The organism is Salmonella sp. SSDFZ69 (assembly GCF_004010755.1).
Classification (GTDB): Bacteria; Pseudomonadota; Gammaproteobacteria; order Enterobacterales; family Enterobacteriaceae; genus Salmonella; species Salmonella enterica.
In genome coordinates, this window is the sequence record NZ_CP034831.1 from 170768 (window position 1) to 191844 (window position 21077).

19 protein-coding genes are annotated in these 21077 nt (G+C 54.5%); 7 read left to right on the forward strand and 12 right to left on the reverse strand.

From position 1 onward, the window contains the following. Window positions 1-144: 144 nt before the first annotated feature. The 5 genes from EOS98_RS00820 (at window position 145) to selB (ending at window position 5689) form a co-directional block, all read left to right on the forward strand. Window positions 145-507: a DUF3302 domain-containing protein gene (locus EOS98_RS00820; protein WP_000479643.1), complete on the forward strand. Its 363-nt coding sequence runs from the start codon at window positions 145-147 to the stop codon at window positions 505-507. Window positions 508-509: 2 nt separating this feature from the next. Beyond that, window positions 510-1646: an HlyD family secretion protein gene (locus EOS98_RS00825; protein WP_000364909.1), complete on the forward strand. Its 1137-nt coding sequence runs from the start codon at window positions 510-512 to the stop codon at window positions 1644-1646. A 97-nt stretch (window positions 1647-1743) separates the two neighbouring features. Beyond that, window positions 1744-2352 (forward strand): glutathione S-transferase, encoded by a 609-nt coding sequence (locus EOS98_RS00830; protein ID WP_000766677.1) that lies wholly within the window; start codon window positions 1744-1746, stop codon window positions 2350-2352. A 98-nt stretch (window positions 2353-2450) separates the two neighbouring features. Further along, the gene (gene selA / locus EOS98_RS00835) at window positions 2451-3842 is read left to right on the forward strand and encodes an L-seryl-tRNA(Sec) selenium transferase (protein ID WP_126523750.1); all 1392 of its coding nucleotides are present in this window, start codon (window positions 2451-2453) and stop codon (window positions 3840-3842) included. Continuing rightward, entirely contained in the window at window positions 3839-5689 is a 1851-nt protein-coding gene (gene selB, locus EOS98_RS00840) for a selenocysteine-specific translation elongation factor (protein WP_126523751.1), read from the forward strand. The genes selA and selB overlap by 4 nt, the downstream gene beginning before the upstream one ends. 237 nt (window positions 5690-5926) lie before the next feature. Here selB and EOS98_RS00845 read toward each other — a convergent pair whose 3' ends face one another. Further along, window positions 5927-6808 (reverse strand): ROK family protein, encoded by an 882-nt coding sequence (locus tag EOS98_RS00845; protein ID WP_001188280.1) that lies wholly within the window; start codon window positions 6806-6808, stop codon window positions 5927-5929. A 168-nt stretch (window positions 6809-6976) separates the two neighbouring features. Here EOS98_RS00845 and aldB point away from each other — a divergent pair, with 168 nt between their 5' ends. Then, window positions 6977-8515, forward strand: a complete 1539-nt coding sequence (gene aldB / locus EOS98_RS00850) for an aldehyde dehydrogenase AldB (protein WP_000183988.1) — start codon at window positions 6977-6979, stop codon at window positions 8513-8515. Between the two features lie 173 nt (window positions 8516-8688). Here the strand turns inward: aldB and EOS98_RS00855 are convergent, their stop codons facing one another. Beyond that, on the reverse strand, window positions 8689-10644 hold the full coding sequence (locus tag EOS98_RS00855; RefSeq protein WP_127821130.1) for a glycoside hydrolase family 127 protein: 1956 nt from the start codon (window positions 10642-10644) through the stop codon (window positions 8689-8691). A 263-nt stretch (window positions 10645-10907) separates the two neighbouring features. Between EOS98_RS00855 and EOS98_RS00860 the strand changes: the two genes are divergently transcribed. Next, window positions 10908-11723 carry an AraC family transcriptional regulator gene (locus tag EOS98_RS00860; protein WP_000891816.1) on the forward strand — a complete coding sequence of 272 codons (816 nt, stop codon included), beginning with the start codon at window positions 10908-10910 and terminating at the stop codon, window positions 11721-11723. 160 nt (window positions 11724-11883) lie between these two features. Here the strand turns inward: EOS98_RS00860 and araD are convergent, their stop codons facing one another. The 10 genes from araD to yiaK form a co-directional block, all read right to left on the reverse strand. After that, window positions 11884-12579, reverse strand: coding sequence for an L-ribulose-5-phosphate 4-epimerase (araD, locus tag EOS98_RS00865; protein ID WP_023218902.1), 696 nt, complete (start codon window positions 12577-12579; stop codon window positions 11884-11886). Then, a complete protein-coding gene (locus tag EOS98_RS00870; RefSeq protein ID WP_023225555.1) occupies window positions 12573-13433 on the reverse strand; it encodes an L-ribulose-5-phosphate 3-epimerase in 861 nt (286 codons plus the stop codon). The genes araD and EOS98_RS00870 overlap by 7 nt, the downstream gene beginning before the upstream one ends. After that, window positions 13426-14088: a 3-keto-L-gulonate-6-phosphate decarboxylase UlaD gene (gene ulaD, locus EOS98_RS00875; RefSeq protein WP_000089539.1), complete on the reverse strand. Its 663-nt coding sequence runs from the start codon at window positions 14086-14088 to the stop codon at window positions 13426-13428. The genes EOS98_RS00870 and ulaD overlap by 8 nt, the downstream gene beginning before the upstream one ends. After that, window positions 14085-15581, reverse strand: a complete 1497-nt coding sequence (locus EOS98_RS00880; RefSeq protein WP_126523752.1) for an FGGY-family carbohydrate kinase — start codon at window positions 15579-15581, stop codon at window positions 14085-14087. Before EOS98_RS00880 ends, ulaD begins: the two co-directional genes overlap by 4 nt. Before the next feature lie 3 nt (window positions 15582-15584). Beyond that, window positions 15585-16571, reverse strand: coding sequence for a 2,3-diketo-L-gulonate TRAP transporter substrate-binding protein YiaO (gene yiaO, locus EOS98_RS00885; RefSeq protein WP_126523753.1), 987 nt, complete (start codon window positions 16569-16571; stop codon window positions 15585-15587). A gap of 11 nt (window positions 16572-16582) precedes the next feature. Continuing rightward, window positions 16583-17860 carry a 2,3-diketo-L-gulonate TRAP transporter large permease YiaN gene (yiaN, locus tag EOS98_RS00890; protein ID WP_000301822.1) on the reverse strand — a complete coding sequence of 426 codons (1278 nt, stop codon included), beginning with the start codon at window positions 17858-17860 and terminating at the stop codon, window positions 16583-16585. 2 nt (window positions 17861-17862) lie between these two features. Beyond that, window positions 17863-18336, reverse strand: a complete 474-nt coding sequence (gene yiaM, locus EOS98_RS00895) for a 2,3-diketo-L-gulonate TRAP transporter small permease YiaM (RefSeq protein ID WP_000832316.1) — start codon at window positions 18334-18336, stop codon at window positions 17863-17865. 138 nt (window positions 18337-18474) lie between these two features. Then, window positions 18475-19407 (reverse strand): DUF4862 family protein, encoded by a 933-nt coding sequence (locus tag EOS98_RS00900; protein ID WP_126523754.1) that lies wholly within the window; start codon window positions 19405-19407, stop codon window positions 18475-18477. A 23-nt stretch (window positions 19408-19430) separates the two neighbouring features. Continuing rightward, window positions 19431-19895, reverse strand: coding sequence for a YhcH/YjgK/YiaL family protein (locus EOS98_RS00905; RefSeq protein ID WP_080232098.1), 465 nt, complete (start codon window positions 19893-19895; stop codon window positions 19431-19433). An 11-nt stretch (window positions 19896-19906) separates the two neighbouring features. Next, on the reverse strand, window positions 19907-20905 hold the full coding sequence (gene yiaK, locus EOS98_RS00910) for a 3-dehydro-L-gulonate 2-dehydrogenase (protein ID WP_000869008.1): 999 nt from the start codon (window positions 20903-20905) through the stop codon (window positions 19907-19909). Window positions 20906-21077: the final 172 nt, after the last annotated feature.

Sequence of the window (21077 nt, forward strand, 5' to 3'; positions counted from 1 at the left end):
AAAACAAAGCAACTTCTCACCAGAAAAAATATTTATTTTGTGGTATGGCGAAAACCCCAAACTGCAGTTATGTTCAAAACATCAGCCAGGGTGCATACGGCTGCCGGCATAAAAAACTCTAATTAGCGTGAATTCGAGGCAGGCATGTTTCTAAATTATTTCGCGTTGGGCGTGCTGATCTTCGTTTTTCTGGTTCTGTTTTACGGAATCATCGCCATTCACGATATTCCCTATAACATGGCTAAAAAACGTAACCATCCCCATGCCGATGCCATCCATACTGCGGGATGGGTGAGCCTGTTCACTCTTCATGTTATTTGGCCGTTCCTGTGGATCTGGGCCACGCTCTACCAGCCTGAAAAGGGATGGGGAATGCAGTCACACATCACACCGACCGGAAAGGAGTCAGACCCTGAGATTGCCGCGCTGGCAGCGCGAATCACCCAGTTGGAAAAAAGACTGGATGGGGAGAAAAAAAACGATAGCTCCACCTTTCCGGAGATTTAATCATGGATTTGTTGATAGTCCTGACCTATGTGGCCTTTGCCTGGGCCATCTTTAAAATATTCCGTATTCCGGTAAACCAATGGACACTTGCTACCGCTGCATTAGGTGGGGTGTTCATTGTTGCGGGATTGATTTTATTAATGAACTATAACCACCCGTATACTTTTACGGCGCAAAAAGCGGTTATTTCAATTCCGGTCACTCCGCAAGTCACGGGAATTGTTAGTGAGGTAACAGATAAAAATAATCAGCTAATTAAAAAAGGTGATGTGCTGTTTAAGCTCGATCCGGTACGGTATCAGGCGCGTGTCGACAGGCTGCAGGCTGATCTGGTTACCGCTACGCACAACATCGACAACCTGAAAGCACAGTTGTCGGAAGCGGTCGCCAATACCACCCGTGTATCTGCTGAACGTGACCGTCTGTATAAAGATTATCAACGCTATTTGAAAGGCAGTCAGGCGAAGGTTAACCCGTTCTCTGAAAGCGATATCGATAACGCTCGGCAAAACTATCTGGCACAGGATGCGCTGGTCAAAGGCTCGGTTGCAGAACAGACGCAGATTCAGAGCCAATTAGACAGTATGGTCAACGGTGAGCAATCTCAGGTTGCGTCCCTACGTGCCCAGCTTGCCGAGGCTAAATACAATCTTGAACAGACGGTAGTTCGTGCCCCCAGCAACGGTTATGCCACGCAGATTTTAATTCGTCCGGGGACTTACGCAGCAGCATTACCTTTGCGTCCGGTAATGGTGTTTATTCCTGAACAAAAACGGCAAATCGTGGCGCAATTCCGCCAGAACTCGCTGCTGCGCCTTAAACCAGGCGATGAAGCGGAAGTGGTGTTTAACGCGCTGCCTGGTCAGATTTTCACCGGCAAGCTGACCAGTATTCTTCCTGTCGTTCCGGGTGGTTCTTATCAGGCGCAGGGCGCATTACAGTCCTTAACGGTGGTGCCGGGTACCGATGGTGTGCTGGCCACGATTGAGCTGGATCCGAATGCCGATGTGGATGCGCTGCCGGACGGTATCTATGCCCAGGTCGCAGTCTATTCCGACCATTTCGCCCACGTGTCGGTAATGCGTAAAGTACTGCTGCGCATGACCAGTTGGATGCATTACCTTTATTTGGATCATTGAGACCGTCATCACCTGCCATTTTCAGTGACCTGAGCCATACTAAGCGGTGCCCCACTATCATTGGGCACCGCTTTTTTGTTGGCAAAAAGGACCCGGCATGAAACTCATTGGCAGCTATACCAGCCCTTTTGTGCGTAAAATTTCGATTCTGTTACTGGAAAAGGGCATCACCTTCGAATTTGTGAATGAACTTCCCTACAACGCGGATAGCGGGGTGGCGCGCTATAACCCGTTAGGTAAAGTACCCGCGTTGGTCACCGATGCGGGCGAGTATTGGTTCGATTCGCCGATCATCGCGGAATATATTGAGCTGCTGGATATCGCGCCAGCGATGCTCCCGCGTGACCCGATGGCGGCGCTTAAAGTTCGCCAGCTTGAAGCGTTGGCTGACGGCATTATGGATGCAGCGTTGGTTTCTGTACGCGAACAGGCGCGCCCGGCGGCGCAACAATCGGAAACGGAACTGCTGCGCCAGCGGGAAAAAATCAACCGCAGCCTGGATATGCTCGAAAGTTATCTGAGCGACGGGACGCTAAAAACGGATACGGTCAATCTGGCGACTATCGCGATTGCCTGTGCGGTAGGCTATCTCAACTTCCGCCGGGTCGCGCCTGGCTGGTGTGTTAGCCGCCCCCACCTGGTCAAACTGGTCGAAACGCTTTTTCAACGCGAAAGCTTTGCCCGCACCGAAGCGCCAAAGGCTTGACGCGCATTATGTCCGCCTGAGCAAACTCACGTTACAATCCCCCTTATGTCGATATCCCTCTCCCGCCAGGAGAGGGCCACCAACAGCCAGGCATTTTCATGACAAGCGAAACGCGTACACTCTACAGCCAGCTTCCTGCTATCGATCGCTTATTGCACGATAGCGCTTTTCTTTCTCTGCGCGATCGGTATGGCCATACCCAGGTGGTTGATCTGCTTAGGCGGATGCTTGACGACGCGCGCGACGTCATACGGAATACGCAAACGCTTCCCGACTGGTACGCAGACTGGGCGCAAGAGGCGAAACTCCGGCTGGAAAATGCGGCGCAAAGCGCGCTGCGCCCGGTGATTAACCTGACGGGGACGGTGCTGCACACCAATCTTGGCCGCGCATTGCAGGCGCAAGAAGCGATTGAGGCAGTAACGCAGGCGATGCGCGCGCCGGTGACGCTGGAATATGATTTGGATGGCGCCGGGCGGGGGCATCGCGACCGGGCGCTGGCGACGCTGTTATGCCGTATCACCGGGGCGGAGGACGCCTGTATCGTCAATAACAATGCGGCGGCGGTATTGCTGATGCTGGCGGCGACCGCCAGCGGCAAAGAGGTGGTGGTTTCGCGTGGCGAGCTGGTCGAAATCGGCGGCGCGTTTCGTATTCCGGATGTTATGCGCCAGGCGGGCTGTACGCTGCATGAAGTAGGCACCACCAACCGGACGCACGCGAAAGATTACCGTCAGGCGGTAAATGAAAATACCGGGCTATTGATGAAGGTGCATACCAGTAATTACAGCATAGAGGGCTTTACCAAAACGGTAGAGGAAGCGGAACTGGCGGAAATCGGGCGAGAGCTGGATATTCCGGTGGTGGCGGATCTGGGCAGCGGTTCGCTGGTGGATTTAAGTCAATATGGCTTACCCAAAGAGCCGATGCCGCAGCAGCTCATTGCCGCAGGCGTCAGCCTGGTAAGCTTCTCCGGCGATAAGTTGCTGGGCGGGCCGCAGGCCGGGATTATCGTCGGCAAAAAAGCGATGATTGCCCAACTGCAAAGCCATCCGCTGAAACGCGCTCTGCGCGCGGATAAAATGACGCTGGCGGCGCTGGAGGCAACGTTACGTCTGTATCTGCACCCGGAAGCGTTGGCGGAGAAATTACCCACCCTGCGTCTGTTAACCCGCAGTGAAGCGTCGATTCGCGAACAAGCGCAGCGGTTACAGGCGCGGCTGGCGGCACGTTACGGCGATGAATTTGCGCTGGAGGTTAAACCCTGCCTGTCGCAAATCGGCAGCGGTTCATTACCGGTAGACCGCCTTCCCAGCGCCGCCATGACCTTTACCCCGCTCGACGGGCGCGGTAGTCGGCTGGAGGCGCTGGCGGCCCGCTGGCGCACGCTGCCTGTATCGGTCATTGGCCGAATTTATGATGGCCGTTTATGGCTGGATATGCGCTGTCTTGAAGACGAAAGCCGGTTTATGGAGATGATGCTGAAATGATTATTGCAACTGCCGGACACGTAGACCACGGTAAAACGACGTTGCTCCAGGCGATTACCGGAGTCAATGCCGATCGCCTGCCGGAAGAGAAAAAACGCGGGATGACTATCGATCTGGGCTACGCCTATTGGCCGCAGCCGGATGGCCGTGTGCTGGGCTTTATCGATGTGCCTGGACATGAAAAATTCCTCTCTAACATGCTGGCGGGCGTAGGCGGTATCGATCACGCTTTGCTGGTGGTCGCCTGTGATGACGGCGTCATGGCGCAAACGCGCGAGCATTTACAGATCCTGCAACTGACGGGCAATCTCCAGCTCACCGTCGCGCTGACCAAAGCCGATCGCGTGGACGAGGCGCGTATCGGTGAAGTACGTGAAGAGGTACTGGCGGCGCTCGACAACTATGGCTTCGCCGATACCGTTTTATTTGTCACCGCCGCCAATGAAGGACGCGGTATTGCAGAACTTCGCGCTCATTTACAGCAGCTTTCTGCACGTTCGCACGCCGCGCAGCATCGCTTCCGTCTGGCTATCGACCGTGCGTTTACGGTGAAAGGGGCGGGACTGGTGGTGACCGGAACGGCGCTGAGCGGAGAGGTAAAGGTAGGTGATACGCTGTGGTTAACCGGAGTAAATACGCCGATGCGCGTACGAAGTCTACACGCGCAAAATCAGCCTACCGACCATGCGTATGCCGGGCAACGTATTGCGCTCAATATTGCGGGCGATGCGGAGAAGGAGCAGCTTAACCGCGGCGACTGGCTGCTTTCGGATGCGCCGGTGGGGGAGGCTTTTTCCCGGGTGATCGTTTCTCTGGCGCTTCATGCGCCGCTTTCCCAATGGCAGCCGCTACATATTCACCACGCCGCCAGCCATGTGACCGGTCGCGTCTCTTTGCTGGAAGGCGGGCTGGCCGAGCTGATCTTTGATACGCCGTTGTGGCTGGCCGATAATGACAGACTGGTGCTGCGTGATATTTCCGCACGCGCCACCCTTGCCGGCGCACGCGTGGTGACGCTTAAGGCGCCGCGTCGCGGTAAACGTAAGCCAGATTATTTGCACTGGCTTTCAACGCTTGCCGCCGCGCAGGACGATAGCGCGGCGTTGGCCATTCATCTGGAACGCGGCGCCGTCAACCTGCCGGATTTCGGTTGGGCGCGTCAGCTTAATCCTCTCGGTATGCGTCAGCTTATTGAGCAACATGGTTTTATCCAGGCCGGAGACAATTTGTTAAGCGCGCCCGTCGCCGCCCGCTGGCAGCGTAAGATTCTTGATACGCTGGCGACCTACCACGAACAGCACCGCGATGAACCGGGGCCGGGACGCGAGCGTTTACGCCGCATGGCCCTGCCAATGGAGGATGAAGCGCTGGTCCTGATGCTGATCGAGCGGATGCGCGACGACGGCCTGATTCATAGCCATCACGGTTGGTTGCATCTGCCGGATCATAAAGCAGGATTTAGCGATGAGCAGCAGGCCGTCTGGCAAAAAGTCGAACCGCTATTTGGCGATGAGCCCTGGTGGGTACGCGATCTGGCGAAAGAGACCGGAACGGAAGAACAATTGATGCGGCTGGTGCTGCGGCAGGCGGCACAGCAAGGCATCATTACCGCGATCGTAAAAGATCGGTACTATCGTAACGATCGGATTGTCGCTTTCGCCAATATGATCCGCGAGCTGGATCAAGAGAGAGGATCAACCTGTGCGGCGGATTTTCGCGACAGGCTGAATGTAGGGCGGAAGCTGGCCATTCAGATCCTTGAATATTTTGACCGGATTGGATTTACACGACGTCGTGGGAATGATCATTTATTACGTGATGCGTTATTATTTCCGCAAAAAGAATGAAATGGTTAAATTAAATAACAAATGAAGCAATACAATTATTGCGTTGCTTTTTATTTTTCTGGCTTCTTAAAATAGCCAGCGTGAGCCTATTATCAGAATAGTTTTGCCCATATTCTTTGCGCCTTAGTCAGGCGACTCACGATGAGATTGTGGAAATTTGATGTAACGCCTTTGCCCGGTGGCGCGGACGCTTACCGGGCCTGCGTAGACGATGCAGGCCGGATAAGGCGTAACTCGTTAGCTTCGGGCGAGCTTTTGCTGCGCCAGCCAGACGGCGCCCAGCCTGCCCGCCTGATTTCCCAGTTGGCAGGGCTGAATCGGCACCTGGAGCGCCTCCCACATTTCAAACGTTTCAAGATGCCGCGTCAGGAGCGGGTAGAGCTTTTCCTGTTCGCTTATTCCTCCGCCGATCAGCACCACGCCCGGATCAAACATAGAGATCACGCTGTAAACGCCGCGTGACAGATAACGCGCCCAGTCATTGACCGCCTCACGCAGATGAACATCGGTCGCCATTCGTTCGAAGATCACATCCGCAGGCGGCATCTCTTCGGCGGGCAGCGCCAGCGCCTGGCGGCACGACGCCATTAATCCGCTGGTTGACGCGATTTTATGCATACTTTCGCCATTATTCCCGACCGGCATGACGCCGAATTCACCGGCATGGAAATGTGCGCCGCGATACAGTTCTCGTCCGACGATAATACCGCCGCCAATGCCGGTTCCAATGGTGATACAGACCAGATTGTCATAATGCTGTCCGGCGCCTCGCCACATTTCGCCCAGCGCCGCGCAGTTCGCGTCGTTCTCCACGACCAGCGGCAGATCGGTTAGCCCGCTGAACAACTCCATCAGGTTGACGTCATCCAGGTAAGCCAGCGCGCCCGCTTTTGCCGCATGACCGTTATGGGGATTAATATGGCCGGGGAAACTGACCCCGATTGCCGCAATGTCATAGTCCTGTTGGCAACGCGCCACCACATCCTGCCATTTGCGGGTAAACGTGGAGGCGTCCTCTGGCGTATCGAATTGATAATGGGTTAATTCTTCGCCGTCACTGTTAATCACGCCATATTTGACGTGAGTTCCTCCCACATCAATGCCGATATATTGCTGCATAGTGTTCTCCGTACGTTAAACAGGCACCTGTTTAGTATGGCTAAAACCAGACGGAGAAACGTAAAGGAAAGTAATTCGTGATTGCTGTCGTAAAGCGGGAAACCATTGGCGAAAAATTCACCAGTACCGTCTACCCTTGTGGAGTACCTTTACAATAAGGAGTTGGTCATGACGAACAATCCCCCTTCAACACGTATTCAGCCAGGTGAATACGGGTACCCACTGAAGTTAAAAGCCCGCTATGACAATTTTATCGGCGGTGACTGGGTTGCGCCCGCCGACGGCGAATATTATCAAAACCTGACGCCAGTGACCGGCCAGCCGCTATGTGAAGTCGCTTCCTCCGGTAAAAAAGATATCGATTTAGCGCTCGACGCCGCGCATAAGGCGAAAGATAAGTGGGCGCATACGTCAGTACAAGACCGTGCCGCTATCTTGTTTAAGATCGCCGATCGGATGGAACAAAACCTCGAGCTGTTGGCGACAGCGGAAACCTGGGATAACGGTAAACCGATTCGTGAAACCAGCGCCGCCGACGTACCGCTGGCGATCGATCATTTCCGCTATTTCGCCTCCTGTATACGTGCGCAGGAGGGCGGGATCAGCGAAGTTGATAGCGAAACCGTGGCCTACCATTTTCACGAACCGCTTGGCGTCGTGGGACAGATAATCCCGTGGAACTTTCCGTTGTTGATGGCAAGCTGGAAAATGGCGCCAGCGCTGGCGGCGGGTAACTGCGTGGTGCTTAAACCGGCACGCCTGACGCCGCTTTCCGTTCTGCTGTTAATGGAAGTCATTGGCGATCTGTTACCGCCGGGCGTCGTCAACGTCGTGAACGGCGCGGGCGGCGAGATCGGCGAATATCTGGCGACCTCGAAACGTATCGCGAAGGTGGCGTTTACCGGTTCGACGGAAGTGGGTCAACAGATCATGCAGTACGCCACGCAGAATATTATTCCGGTGACGCTGGAGTTAGGCGGTAAATCGCCAAATATCTTCTTTGCTGACGTGATGGATGAGGAAGATGCGTTCTTTGATAAAGCGCTGGAGGGATTTGCCCTGTTTGCCTTTAACCAGGGCGAGGTGTGTACCTGTCCAAGCCGTGCGCTGGTCCAGGAGTCCATCTATGAGCGCTTTATGGAGCGCGCTATTCGCCGGGTAGAGAGTATTCGCAGCGGGAACCCGCTAGATAGCGGTACACAGATGGGGGCGCAGGTCTCTCACGGCCAGCTTGAGACTATCCTCAATTATATCGATATCGGTAAAAAAGAGGGGGCCGATATTCTGACCGGTGGGCGACGCAAGGAGCTGGATGGCGAACTTAAAGAGGGCTATTACCTTGAGCCTACCATTCTGTTTGGTAAGAATAATATGCGCGTCTTTCAGGAGGAGATCTTTGGCCCGGTGCTGGCGGTAACCACCTTTAAAACCATGGAGGAGGCGCTGGAAATCGCTAACGATACGCAGTATGGCCTCGGCGCCGGCGTCTGGAGCCGCAACGGCAATCTGGCCTATAAGATGGGGCGCGGCATTCAGGCCGGGCGCGTATGGACCAACTGCTATCACGCCTATCCGGCACATGCGGCGTTCGGCGGCTATAAACAGTCGGGCATCGGGCGCGAAACGCATAAGATGATGCTGGAACACTACCAGCAAACCAAGTGCCTGCTGGTGAGCTATTCCGATAAGCCGCTGGGGCTGTTCTGACGCAAGAGGTAATGCCCGATGGCGCTGCGCTTATCGGGCCTACCGCATTGATATCAGCCTGGTGGTAATGCCCGATGGCGCTTCGCTTATCGGGCCTACAAAAATTCATCGCAATGTACTGATATTGCAAATCTTGTAGGCCGGATAAGGCGCAGCCGCCATCCGGCACAGTATTACCGCTCGTTAACCCAAATCCGCATTTCGCCCTCGCCACGGTTGGCCCAGCTAAACCACGGAATGAACGTTAGCGTCTGCGGCTGGCGCGATGACGGCGCGTTATCGTAGTGCCACAACGCCTGATGCTGCGCATCTGGGGCGCTTTGCTTCTCGCCTTCAGCCTGAATCAGCATCTTATGCGCAAAAAGCCCTTTGCCCTCAAAGACCCGGAACTCACTCTCTTTCGGTAACCACAGATTATGCAGTTCTTCGCCGTTATCGGCCTGCTCAAGGCAATAGACCAGCGGCCCGCGCTGAATGGCGACCTTACCGGCGACGTGACGCGCCAGCGGATTGCCATACACGCGGCGAACCGGCATCGGCAGCGTCAGGGTTATCGTATCGCCCTCCTGCCAGGTTCGACGGATATGCAGATAACCTTTGCGAATATCCTGCTCCACTTCCAGCCCGTTGAGCGTCACTTTTGCCTCAGGGCACCAGTCCGGCAGGCGTAGCGCCAGCGTGTGACGTACCGGCTGCACAGAGTCGATGGCGATCTTCACCTGCTCATGCCACGGGTAGTTCCCGCTGATTCGCAGTTTGAGCGCGCCATTTTCAACCGGTATTTCCATGCTGTTACCCACGTACATATTGATGTACAGCGCATCCGCACGCGGCGTGTAGATGTAGTGACCAAGGGAGGTGAGCACGCGGGCGATATTCGGCGGGCAGCAGGCGCAGCCAAACCAGCGCTGGCGGATGGGCTTAACGTGATCGTAAATATGGTTGAATTTTAACGATTTTGGATGCACTTCCAGAGGGTTGACGTAGAAGAAATGCTTGCCATCCAGCGCCATACCGCCGAGGACGGTGTTGTACAGCGCGCGCTCCATCACGTCGGCGTACTGACTATCGGCTTCCATTTCCAGCATCCGGCGGGCGAACATCATCAGGCCGATTGAAGCGCAGCTTTCCGCATAGACCGAATCATTCGGTAAATCGTAATCGCTGCTAAAGGATTCGCCGCTGCTCTGCGAGCCAATCCCGCCGGTGATATACAGCTGACGCTGCGCCATATTTTTCCACAGGCGCAGGCAGTCCTGGCGTTTGCCTTCATCGTTGCTCAGGCGAGCGAGATGCGCCACGCCAGTCATCAGATAGACAAAACGTACCGCGTGGCCAATGGCCGTCTGCTGCTGCGAAATTGGCAGATGCGCCTGGCTGTAGGCTTTGTCTTTGACCATCCACGCCGGGCCGTAGGTATGCCAGTACGAGGTCTGGCCGCGTTTTTCGTACTCTTCGTCGTAGAAGTGCGGTTGGGTGCCGCGCTGCCCGATAAAGTAGCTTGCCAGCGCCATATAGCGCGGCTGCTCTGTTACCTCATACAGACGCATCAGCGCCAGCTCAATTTCCGGGTGGCCCGGATAGCCGTGCAGCTGATTTTCGCCAGGGCCGAAAGTGCTGTCGATATGATCGGCCAGGCGACAAACGACGTCTAGCAGCCGACGCTTGCCGGTGGCCTGAAAGAAGGCGACGCCCGCTTCAATCAGATGCCCGGCGCAATAAAGCTCATGGCACTCCGCCAGGTTGCTCCAGCGTTCTTGCGGGGCTTTTGCCGTAAAGTACGTATTGAGATAGCCATTGTCACACTGCGCGGCGGCCACCAGTTCAATCACCTCATCGGCGGTTTTCTCAAGCGCGGGATCGGGCTTCTGGCACAGTGACCAGGCAACCGCTTCCAGCCATTTCGCCACGTCGCTGTCCTGAAAGACCATGCCGTAAAAGTCGCCCGTCTGCTGTCCTGCGGCAATGCGGAAATTTTCAATGGCATGGCTGGGTTCAGCCTCTGGAATACGATCGTTTAACGCATCCCACTGGTAAGGAATAACCACATCGCGAACCAGTTGTTGATACTGTCCGAGGAACGGATCGCTGACCGTCAGTTTATGCAGATCGACTTCCAGTACGTTCATTTCGTGCTCCTTAAGGCTGTAGAGGTCATAGATATTCCTCGCTGACGGGGTATTTTATGGCAGTAATTTTTATTTTCGCGTTATGACCTGATTCATTTTGCCCAGATAGCGGTGAGCGACAAGGCGATAAAAGAGTAAAAAAAGATGACGATTCCGACCCGTATTTAAAAATGTGAGATGGATCGAGTGAAAGGACTATTTTTAGTTAATAATCAAAAGCTAATATGAAATACGGTGCTAAATGAGCGGGAAATGACATATTAATGCTCGAATTATCCATGACATTACCGATTAAAGTCCAAAACGGCGGATTATTTATTTCTCGCGGCATTGGGCGTCATCCTGCCAGGCGTCTGCAATCGTGGGAAATTATATTTGTGGAAAAAGGCTGCCTGAAAATTCAGGAAGAAGAATGTGTTTTCTGTGTCGAAGCCGGGGAAAGCCTGTTGCTTTGGCCGCATCGCCGCCATATTGGCGTTGAGGAGTTTCCAGCCGATCTTAAATTTTACTGGCTCCATTTTGAGGTCAAAGCGCCGGACAGCGACCCGCGCTGGCTGACGCATCTTTCCGTGCCGCAGCATACCCAGGTTGCCGATCCGCAGGCGCTGATTGCGCTTTTTCGCCAGTTTATGAACGAGCAGGAAAAGCACCAGCGCAGCCCGGCGCTGGAGTTCATCGTGCTGCTGATTTTGCAGCAGCTCACCGTTGACGCCCGGCAGAATGAAAACGCCGAGGCCGCTGGCGTGTCGCTGGCCTGGAAAGTGCAGCAGCTGATTCGAACGCACTATCACCTGCCGCTTTCCAGCTCGGTTCTGGCGAAAGAACTGCATTGCAATGTGGATTATCTGGGACGCGTTTATCGGCGGGTATTTCACCTTACGCTAACGGAAGCCATCCACCGCCAGCGGGTGCGCGAGGCGGAAAAGTTGCTGATTAGCGACGCGCGTTCGTTAAAAGAGGTGGCGGAGCGGTGCGGTTTTAATGACGTTGGTTACTTTCGCCAGATCTTCCGTAAGCACACCGGCCTGACGCCTACCGCCTGGAAGCGGCGCTACAGTAAGGAACACGTTAATTCTTGAGTATAATCTTTGGCCCTCTGACAACGCGGTTGCAAACTGAATGCCCGATGGCGCTTTGCTTATCGGGCCTACAAGAGTTCATCACAACGTATTGATATTGCAAATCTTGTAGGCCGGATAAGGCGCAGCCGCCATCTGACACAGGCTGTGGCTGCCGGCATTACTGCCCGTAATAGGCATTCGCGCCGTGTTTACGCAGATAATGTTTATCGAGCAATTCCGGCTGCATATCCGGTAGCTGCGGGGCCAGCTGGCGCGAGAACAGCCCCATATAGGCACACTCCTCAAGCACCACGGCGTTGTGGACGGCATCGGCGGCATTTTTACCCCAGGCAAACGGGCCGTGCGAATGAACCAATACCGCCGGGATTTGCGCCGGATCGAGACCGCGCTCTTCAAAGGTTTTAATAATCACCTCGCCGGTCTGATATTCGTACTCGCCGTTAATTTCCTCAACGGTCATCAGTCGGGTACAGGGGATCGCGCCATAGAAATAGTCGGCGTGGGTGGTGCCCCAGGCGGGCAGATCGAGCCCGGCCTGCGACCAGATCGTCGCATGGCGGGAATGGGTATGAACGATCCCGCCGATCTGCGGATAGCGGCGATAGAGCGCCAGATGGGTCGCGGTATCGGACGACGGTTTTTTGTTGCCTTCAACGACCTTACCGCTGGCGATCTCTACCACCACCATATCGTCGGCGGTCATCACCTCATATTCAACGCCGGAAGGCTTGATGACCATCAGTTTGCGCGTCTCATCGATCGCGCTGACGTTGCCCCAGGTAAAGGTGACCAGCCCGTGCGCCGGGAGGGCCAGGTTGGCCGCCAGCACCTCGGCTTTCAGTTGCTCTAACATGTGAAACCTCCTTCCTGCATCCGTGATTCAATCCAGCGGCGGGCCTGGATAATTTCCAGCACCGGTTCGCTGGCTTTCTCTGTCCACATCTCAATCAGAAATGAACCGCGATAGTTCAGCTCATGCAGCGTTTTGAAGATGCCGACAAAATCAACGCATCCTTCGCCAAACGGCACGTCGCGGAACTGGCCGGGGCTGTCACCGGTCACCGGCAGCGTGTCTTTCAGGTGGATAGCGGCGATACGGTCGATACCCAGCTTCAGCTCGGCGGTCACGTCGTTCCCCCAGGCGCTGAGGTTGCCGACGTCTGGATAAACGGTGAACCACGGTGACGAAAGCATCTCGTCCCACTTTTTCCACTTGCTGATGGAGTTCATAAACGCGGTATCCATGATCTCCACCGCCAGCATCACCTGCGCCGCTGCGGCCTGTTCCACCGCCCACGCCAGCCCTTCGGCGAAACGTTGCCGGGTGCCTTCGTCGTGTTCTTCGTAATAGACGTCGTAACCTGCCAACTGGATGGTGCGGATCCCCAGGTCGCGCGCCAGGCGAATGGCTTTGGTCATGATTTCACGCGCCCGCTCGCGTACCGCTTCGTCGCGGCTGCCAAAAGGGAAACGGCGATGGGCGGAGAGACACATTGACGGGATAGCGACGCCGCTTTCCAGCATCGCGTTCACCAGCGATGCACGTTGGGCTGGCGTCCACTCCAGGCGAGAAAGACGTTCGTCGGTTTCATCCACCGACATCTCGACAAAATCAAAACCGCAGCTTTTTGCCAGCACCAGCCGCTCTGGCCAACTGAGATCTTTCGCCAGTGCTTTCTCGTAAATACCTAATGGATGATTACGCATGCTTTTCTCCCCAAATGGCGTCAATTTGGGCGTGGAATTCGGCTGCGACCTGCGCCGGATGGGCGGCACCCGCCAGCGCACGTCCGGCGATAAATGCCTTAACGTTAATGTCGCGGAACAGCGGCAGATCCGCTGGGGTAATGCCGCCGGTAATCGATAGTTCAAGGCCGATGTCGGACAACGCCTTCATACGCGCCAGGTCCGCTTCTCCCCACTGCTGCCCGCTGGCCTGCGCATCGCGTCCGCGGTGGTAAATCGCCTGGCGAACCCCGACGCGATACCAGTCTCGGGCGTCGTCCAGCGTCCAGTTGCCGAACAGTTCCATTTGAATTTCACCGCCGCAGGATTGCGCGACGGCATGGCCTTTCTCGACGGTCGCGAGCGGCGCGGCGCAGATGATAGTCATCCAGTTAGCGCCAGCGCTAAAAGCCTGCTGCGCCAGGGTTTCACCGGCATCGGCCACTTTCCAGTCGGCGACGATGATTTTTTCCGGGCACTGCGCTCGCAGGGCTTTCACCGCGCTAAGGCCTTCGGTTAAACAAAGGATGGTTCCGGCCTCAACGATATCGACATGATCCTGTAGCAGGGCGACATCGCGCTGGGCTGCTTCCAGACTGGTGTGGTCGAGCGCCAGTTGCAGTAATGGTCGGCTCATAATGCGTGCTCCTTAATACGGGCGTGATAGCCCTGTAGTGCGGTAATCAAATCCTGGTATTGGCGGTATTTGCGCTGGTAGAGGGCGTGTGCGGTCATGTCCGGCAGCAGCGTGCGCACCGGGTGCTGCAGGTCGCGTTGGGCCTCGCGGAAATCGCGATATACGCCGGTGCCGACGCGGGCAGCCAGCGCCGCGCCGAAGCAGCCGGTCTCCTCCACCTGCGGCAGTTCAATGCGTAAACCGCTGACGTCCGCCAGCATCTGCATCCAGACGTCGGAGTGGGCCGGGCCGCCGGTAACGCGCAGGGCGCAAACGTCGGTAAAACGTTCACGCATGCGGTTTAGGTGGGTCATATGGCTGAAGACCACGCCTTCATAAATCGCCTGCAGCAGGTGCGCGCGGGTGTGCAGCGCCTGCATGCCGTAAAAACCGCAGGTCATCTCCAGTCCGGCATTGCTGCCGTAGAGAAACGGCAGAAAAAAGAGGTCGCTACCGGCTTTCGGCAGGCTGGCGACCGCCTGATTGATCTCGTCAAAAGAGAGGTAGCCCCACTGGGCGGTAAACCATTCAAGGTTGCCGGAGGAGGTCGGGCTGGCTTCGTGAACGATATACTGCCCGTCATTGACGTAGCGGCCATAGACGTAAGGGTGGGCCTCATGGTCGCACAGACCGTGAGCGATGCCGCTGGTGACGGCCCAGGTCCCCATCACCGCATTGAGGGTCGATTCATCCTCAATACCGGCGCAAAGGGCGGTGGAAACCACATCAAACAGGCCGCCGACGACGGGGGTGCCCGCCGCCAGACCGGTGATGGCGGCTGCCTGAGCGGTGATCTCCCCGCATATTTCGGCTGAACCCACCACGGGGGGCAGCGCGCTATCGATTTCACTGATGCCCAGCCATTCGGTCAGACGCGGGTCGTACTGGCCCGTCGCCATGTTGTAGAGGTTGGACTCGGAGATGTTGCTCTCCTCACAGCCTTTCACGCCGGTTAAGCACCAGCGCAGATAGTCATGCGTCATCATGACGCAGCCTATCTGCGCGTAGCGCTGCGGCTCATTCTCTTTTACCCAGCGTAAAAGGGAGACCGGATGCCCGGTCCATAGAGTTTGTCGGGTCAGCGGGTAGAGTTTTTGCGGAACCGCTTCTTTTTGCCAGCGCTGGACAATTTCCATGGCGCGACGGTCGGAAGAGAGTATCGCTTTACCTAATGGCCGATCGCTTTTATCTAACAGGAACAGGCCCTTACCCTGAGCGGAAATACCCAAACCGCGGATTTGTGAGCCGCTCACCCCCGTGTGCGCCAGCAGTTTGCTGATGACCGAGCCGCACTGTTGCCACAGTTCGGTCATATCGCGTTCAACCCAGCCTGGCTGCGGGCTTAAAGCGTGCAGCGGCAGGCGTTGCACCGCTACTTCCCGGCCTGCGCCATCGTACAACCCGGCTTTTAGCCAACTCCCACCACAATCTAACCCCAGCCAGTAATTGCTCATGACTTATTGCACCTCGTCCACGGCTTTCAGGAGGTCAGCGCCCTGCGGGTTGTCTTTCAGGAACATATCGCGCACCTGGCTGCCCAGCGCATCACTGAAGGCTTTACGGTTGATATCGGTCAGGACTTCAACTCCGGCTTCTTTCATGCCATCGATAATTTTTTGCTGATCTTCGGCGACCAGTTTGCGCTGGTAGTCACCCGCTTCTTTGGCGGAACTCAGCAGTGCCTCCTGGAGCTGCGGGCTTAAAGCGTCGAATTTGGCTTTATTGATCACCAGCAGCAGAGGCGAATAGGCGTGATGAGTGAGGGAGAGATATTTCTGTACCTCATAGAATTTCGCTGACCACACGACGTTGATAGGGTGTTCCTGGGCATCAATCGTACGGGTTTCGAGGCCGGTATAGACTTCGGAGAACGGCATCGGAATAGGGTTGGCGCCGAAGATTTTAAAGGCCGCGATATTCATTGGGCTGTTGTTAGTGCGGATTTTTAAGCCTTTCAAATCGCCCGGCGTTTTTACCGGCGCGCGGGAGTTGGTGACGTCGCGCCAGCCGTTTTCCCAGTAGGCGAGGACTTTTAACCCTTTTGAATCGAGTGATTTTTTCAGTTCATCGCCGACTTTGCCGTCGAGCGTTTTATGCGCATGCGCGGTATCGCGAAACAGGAAGGGGACATCAAGTAAGTTGAATACAGGGGCCAGGCCGGTGAAATTGTTCGAACCGGACATTTCCATATCAATGGTTCCGCCGCGCACCCCGCTGATCATTGCCTGGGCGTTACCTAATGTGCTGTCAGGAAAGAGTTTTAGCGTTAATTCGCCGTTAGTTTTTTCTTTTAATAGTTCGTTAAATTTTTTCGCGGCAATATGTTGGGAGTCAGTTTGCGGTGTTTCATAACCAAAACGTAAAGATTGCGCCGCCAGAGACGACACGCTGAAAACCGTCAGACCAGCTATCAATAATGAACGAGCAATAACGTGTAATTTCATAATATTATCCTTTAATTAATCCATTTAAGCGGTGTGATAATTAGCTCGGGAATAAAAATAAATAAAACCAGCAGCGACATCAGGACGACAACGTAAGGGAATACGCCTCTTACCGCGTCATCAAATTTCAATTTTGCTACCCCAGAAATAACGTTGAGGACGTTGCCAACGGGCGGTGTGATTAATCCAATAGAGCAGTTAATAATGAACATGACGCCGAAATAAATCGGGTCAATATTGGCTTCTTTAACTAATGGCAATAATACAGGGGTAAGAATTAACACCGTTGGCGTCAAATCCATCACCATACCGACGACCATAATTGAGATCATAATGACGATAAATAAGAGTCGCGGAGAGTCGACCAGCGGCTGCAGCAAATCTGACACCATCATGGGTAATTCCGCGATCGTAATCAGCCAGGCGGATACCTGGGCCGCGGCCACCAGAAACATGACGACTGACGTCGTTTTGGCGGCATTGACCAGCACGTGGTAGAGACTGGAAAACGTTAATTCCCGATAGATAACCACGGCGACAAACAGGGCGTAAAACGCGGCGACCGCCCCTGCCTCCGTTGGCGTGAAAAGTCCGGAACGGAAGCCGCCGATGATAATCACCGGTAAAAACAGCGCCCAGATACCTGAAACCAATGATTGCCAGATTTCACGCGGTGTTGCTTTGGGCTGAGAAGGGAGATTTAATCGCCCGGCCTGCCACCACCAGGTGAGCATAAGCGCCGCGCCCATCATGATGCCCGGTGCGATCCCGGCCATAAACAGCTTGCTGATCGACAAGCCGCTGGAAACGCCGAAGATAATAAAAGGAATCGAGGGCGGAATAATTGGCGCAATGATCCCGCCGGAAGCGATTAACCCAACGGAGCGGTTGATCGGATAGTTTGCGGAACGCATCATCGGCACCAGCAGCGCGGCGACCGCAGCGGTATCTGCTACCGCAGAGCCGGAAAGGCTGGCCATAATCATTGCCGCAATGACGCCCACGTAGCCCAGGCCGCCGGGCTTATGGCCGACCAGCTTCATCGGCAGGTCGACAATTCGCTTTGACAGGCCGCCCGCGTTCATGATTTCACCGGCCAAAACAAAAAAGGGAATGGCCAGTAGGGAGAAACTGTCCGCGCCGTTAACCAGGGTTTGCGCCATAATCTGCACGTCAAACATATCCAGGTATGCCATCAGAGCAGCGCCGCAAAGCAGCAGCGACCAGGCGATGGGTAAACCTATCGCGATCCCGCCGAGCAGGCAGCAGAGAAATATCACCACGGCCATGATTAGGCTCCTTGCTGTGGTTGTTGAAAGGAATCGTTACGCGTTATTAAGTGATAAAGCCGACGCAGCTCGATTAACGCGATAGCAACGCTTGTGGGCAGACAGGCGATATACATCAGGCCGATCGGTAAACCGAGGATTGGCGAGTGATCGCTCCAGTCCTGCAACGCTTTTTGCAGGCTGCCCCAGCCTAATGCGAGGCATAACAATAAAATCAGTGAATGCGTCAGCAGCGAGAGACGACGCTGATTCGCTGGCGAAAGTTTTTCCACCACAAAAGTGACCTGAACGTGAGCGTTATCCATAAATGCAACGATGGCGCCAATAAACGTCAGCCATACAAATAGATAACGTGATAGTTCATCTACCGACAAAATACTGCTCTCAAAACCGTAACGTAAAATAACGTTAATAAATACAATGCAGGAAAGTACGGCAATTAATACCGCAAGTATGCCCTCAAGTACCCGCTTCATAACGACTCCATCAGGTTATAGAAACTTATTTCTTTCGATGCTGAATAGTGGAACTTAATTTCTTATGTTTGGTTTATATTAGGTCGGCGCAACGTTGAGTTGCAGGCCGAGAATTAAGGTGATGATGTTTAATTTAGGTTAGCGGCGTGTGGCCTTTTTCATCATGTTAATACCATCGCGTAATATATTTATGCGGTGATTAATATCGGCACTGGCATTGATTTCCAACAATTTAATACCGGTAAACTGCAACAGTTCGGGAGCTGCGGCGGTAATCAGTTCTTGAACGTGTTTCTCCGTCATCAGGCTTTGTGGACAGAAAGGTGCAAACGGAGCATGGAGGTCCTGCCATTCGCCGTATTCTCCATCCAGCGTTGTACCGGAGAACATCAGCGCCCCGAGTTTTCCAGCCTGTTTGGCCTGCTGCGTGTGGATCAGCGGTAGAGAGGTATCCCGCCCTTCAATAGCCGAGCGCGCCCAGTTAACGCAGACGCTTATGTCATAGTCGGCAATAGTTTCCAGTACGTTTACTAACGGTAAGAATCCTTTGCGCGGTGCGGGGCCGGTCATCGCGTCGCAGTGTTCAAGCACCAGGTCGCAGGACCAGTCCCAGTTGGCAATCTCTTTTAATGAGCGCGCAAAGGCGTCGGTTGCCTGCGCCACGTTCGGATTGCCCCCCAGCGGGGCGGCATGAAGCTCAAGGGCTATGACTTTGCCGGTATTGTTCCCATTGATTTTATTGATCTTCTGATGCAGATGACGATAGTACTCCACGCAGGCTTTACGCTGTTCCTCGTCACTGGACGCTAATCCAAAACCGCCGTTTTCGCTACGGCGGCGCATGGTTTCCATTATCGCGGTGACCACGATTTGCCAGTTCCCTGGTGTATGGCGCAATAACCACTCGTCGCCGAGCGGGTGAAGATGTTCAAGACAAGGCTGCTCCAGCCCCCGGATATCCGGAGTATCAGAGAGTTGCCGCCAGAATTCCGTCTCTTCCTCTTCACTCTTCTGGTGAAATGAGGGTGCACAAGGGTACGCACCGATAATATAACCGGTATTATTTTTCATTTTGTGCTCCAGTAAACTCTATTTTATAAAACGTCTATGGCGACTTTTACGACTATTTTCCGTATCGGCGTAGCAATGCTTTTATTACAACCGGGACGATGAACATCCTGCGGGAAAAACAGGGCATAACTTCCCGGTATCATTTCAATGAATGATTCATGTTCACTGTCGTGATAAAAAATAATATCGCGCTGTTCTAATAATGACTCGCTGATTTGATTATTACCGGTATCAATGGCAACCCCAATTTTCTCTTCGCCCCATGCCAGAAACTGAATATCCAGATAGCGGCGATGAACCTCCGGACAATTTTCAGCAGCATCGCGGGTGGTCATATCGATAATCTGCGCGAAGATATTTTTGCCGTCGATTTCCACTACGCCAGGTTCCAGCGTGCGAAAGTCCGTATTGCGCAGGAAATCGAGCGCCTGCTCTATGGCCGACGGTAGTCGGCACGGATTAGGCTGCGCAATATGTCCAAAAATCATGATGTGGCTCCTTACAGCGCCTGAATTTTGGCCCAGACGCTGTCGTCAATGGTGATACCGTGACGGCGGTTGTCATCCAGCAATTTGGTAAATTCGTGGCCGGGCAGCCGAATCGCGACGTTGTCGTCGGCGCGTTCAGCAGTGGTGATGAAATCCATAATCCGCTGCAGTTTGGCATCGCGGGTTGCGCCATCGATCAGCTTATCCACTTCTATGGCGATGAAAATCTGTGAGACGCCATACTCATCGCTGTTTTCCTGGGTCACTTCGGCAACGGAAGAGCCGTTGGAAAGCAGGGTGGCAATCATGTCCAGCACAATCGACAGACCAGATCCTTTCCAGTAACCCATCGGTAAAATGCGGCGATTTTTCTCGATCACGCCCGGTTCTTTGGTCAACTGACCGTTATCGTCGAAACCGCCGTCCACCGGCAGTTCGCGGCCGGCCAGGCGGTTAACCTCCAGCATGCCGTAAGAGAACATCGACATCGACATATCTACCATCGTGATCGGCGTAGACGGGATGGCGACGATCAGCGGATTGGTACCGATACGGCACTCTTTCGCGCCCCACGGCGGCATGACGGCGATGGAGTTGGTCCAGCAAATGCCGATATAGCCTTTTTCCGCCGCCTGCCAGCCGTAGCTGCCGCCGCGCATCCAGTGGTTAGCATTACGTAACGCCACCAGGCCAATACCATGATCGGAAGCCAGCTCGATGGCCCGGTCCATCATCTTTTTCGCCGTCAGGTTGCCGATAGCGCGCTGAGCATCCCACTGTTCGATGGCGCCGAGGCTGGTAACTCGCTGCGGTTTAGCATCAGGAATAATGTCGCCGTTATCCAGTTGCTGGATGAAGCGGGGAAAGCGGTTCACGCCGTGGGAATAGACACCGGACTCGGTGGTGCGAGCGAACATTTCCGCGCAGGCGTCGGCGGTATCTTCCGCAATATTCCGCGACCGCAAGACGCGGTAGAAGGCCCCTTTTAACTCTTCGAAAGTTACTTTCATCCCTGTTCTCCTGGTCGATTGTTAGAAATTTTAGTATGTTTTTTTGTCGATAAATTTCATAATGCGAAATCTAGTTCCAAATATATAGATCAAAAATTGACATGGCAACGCCAGAGAAGGTTTTTAAAAACGATTAAAATCATTGGGTTATGTTTTTTATGCTGATATCGTG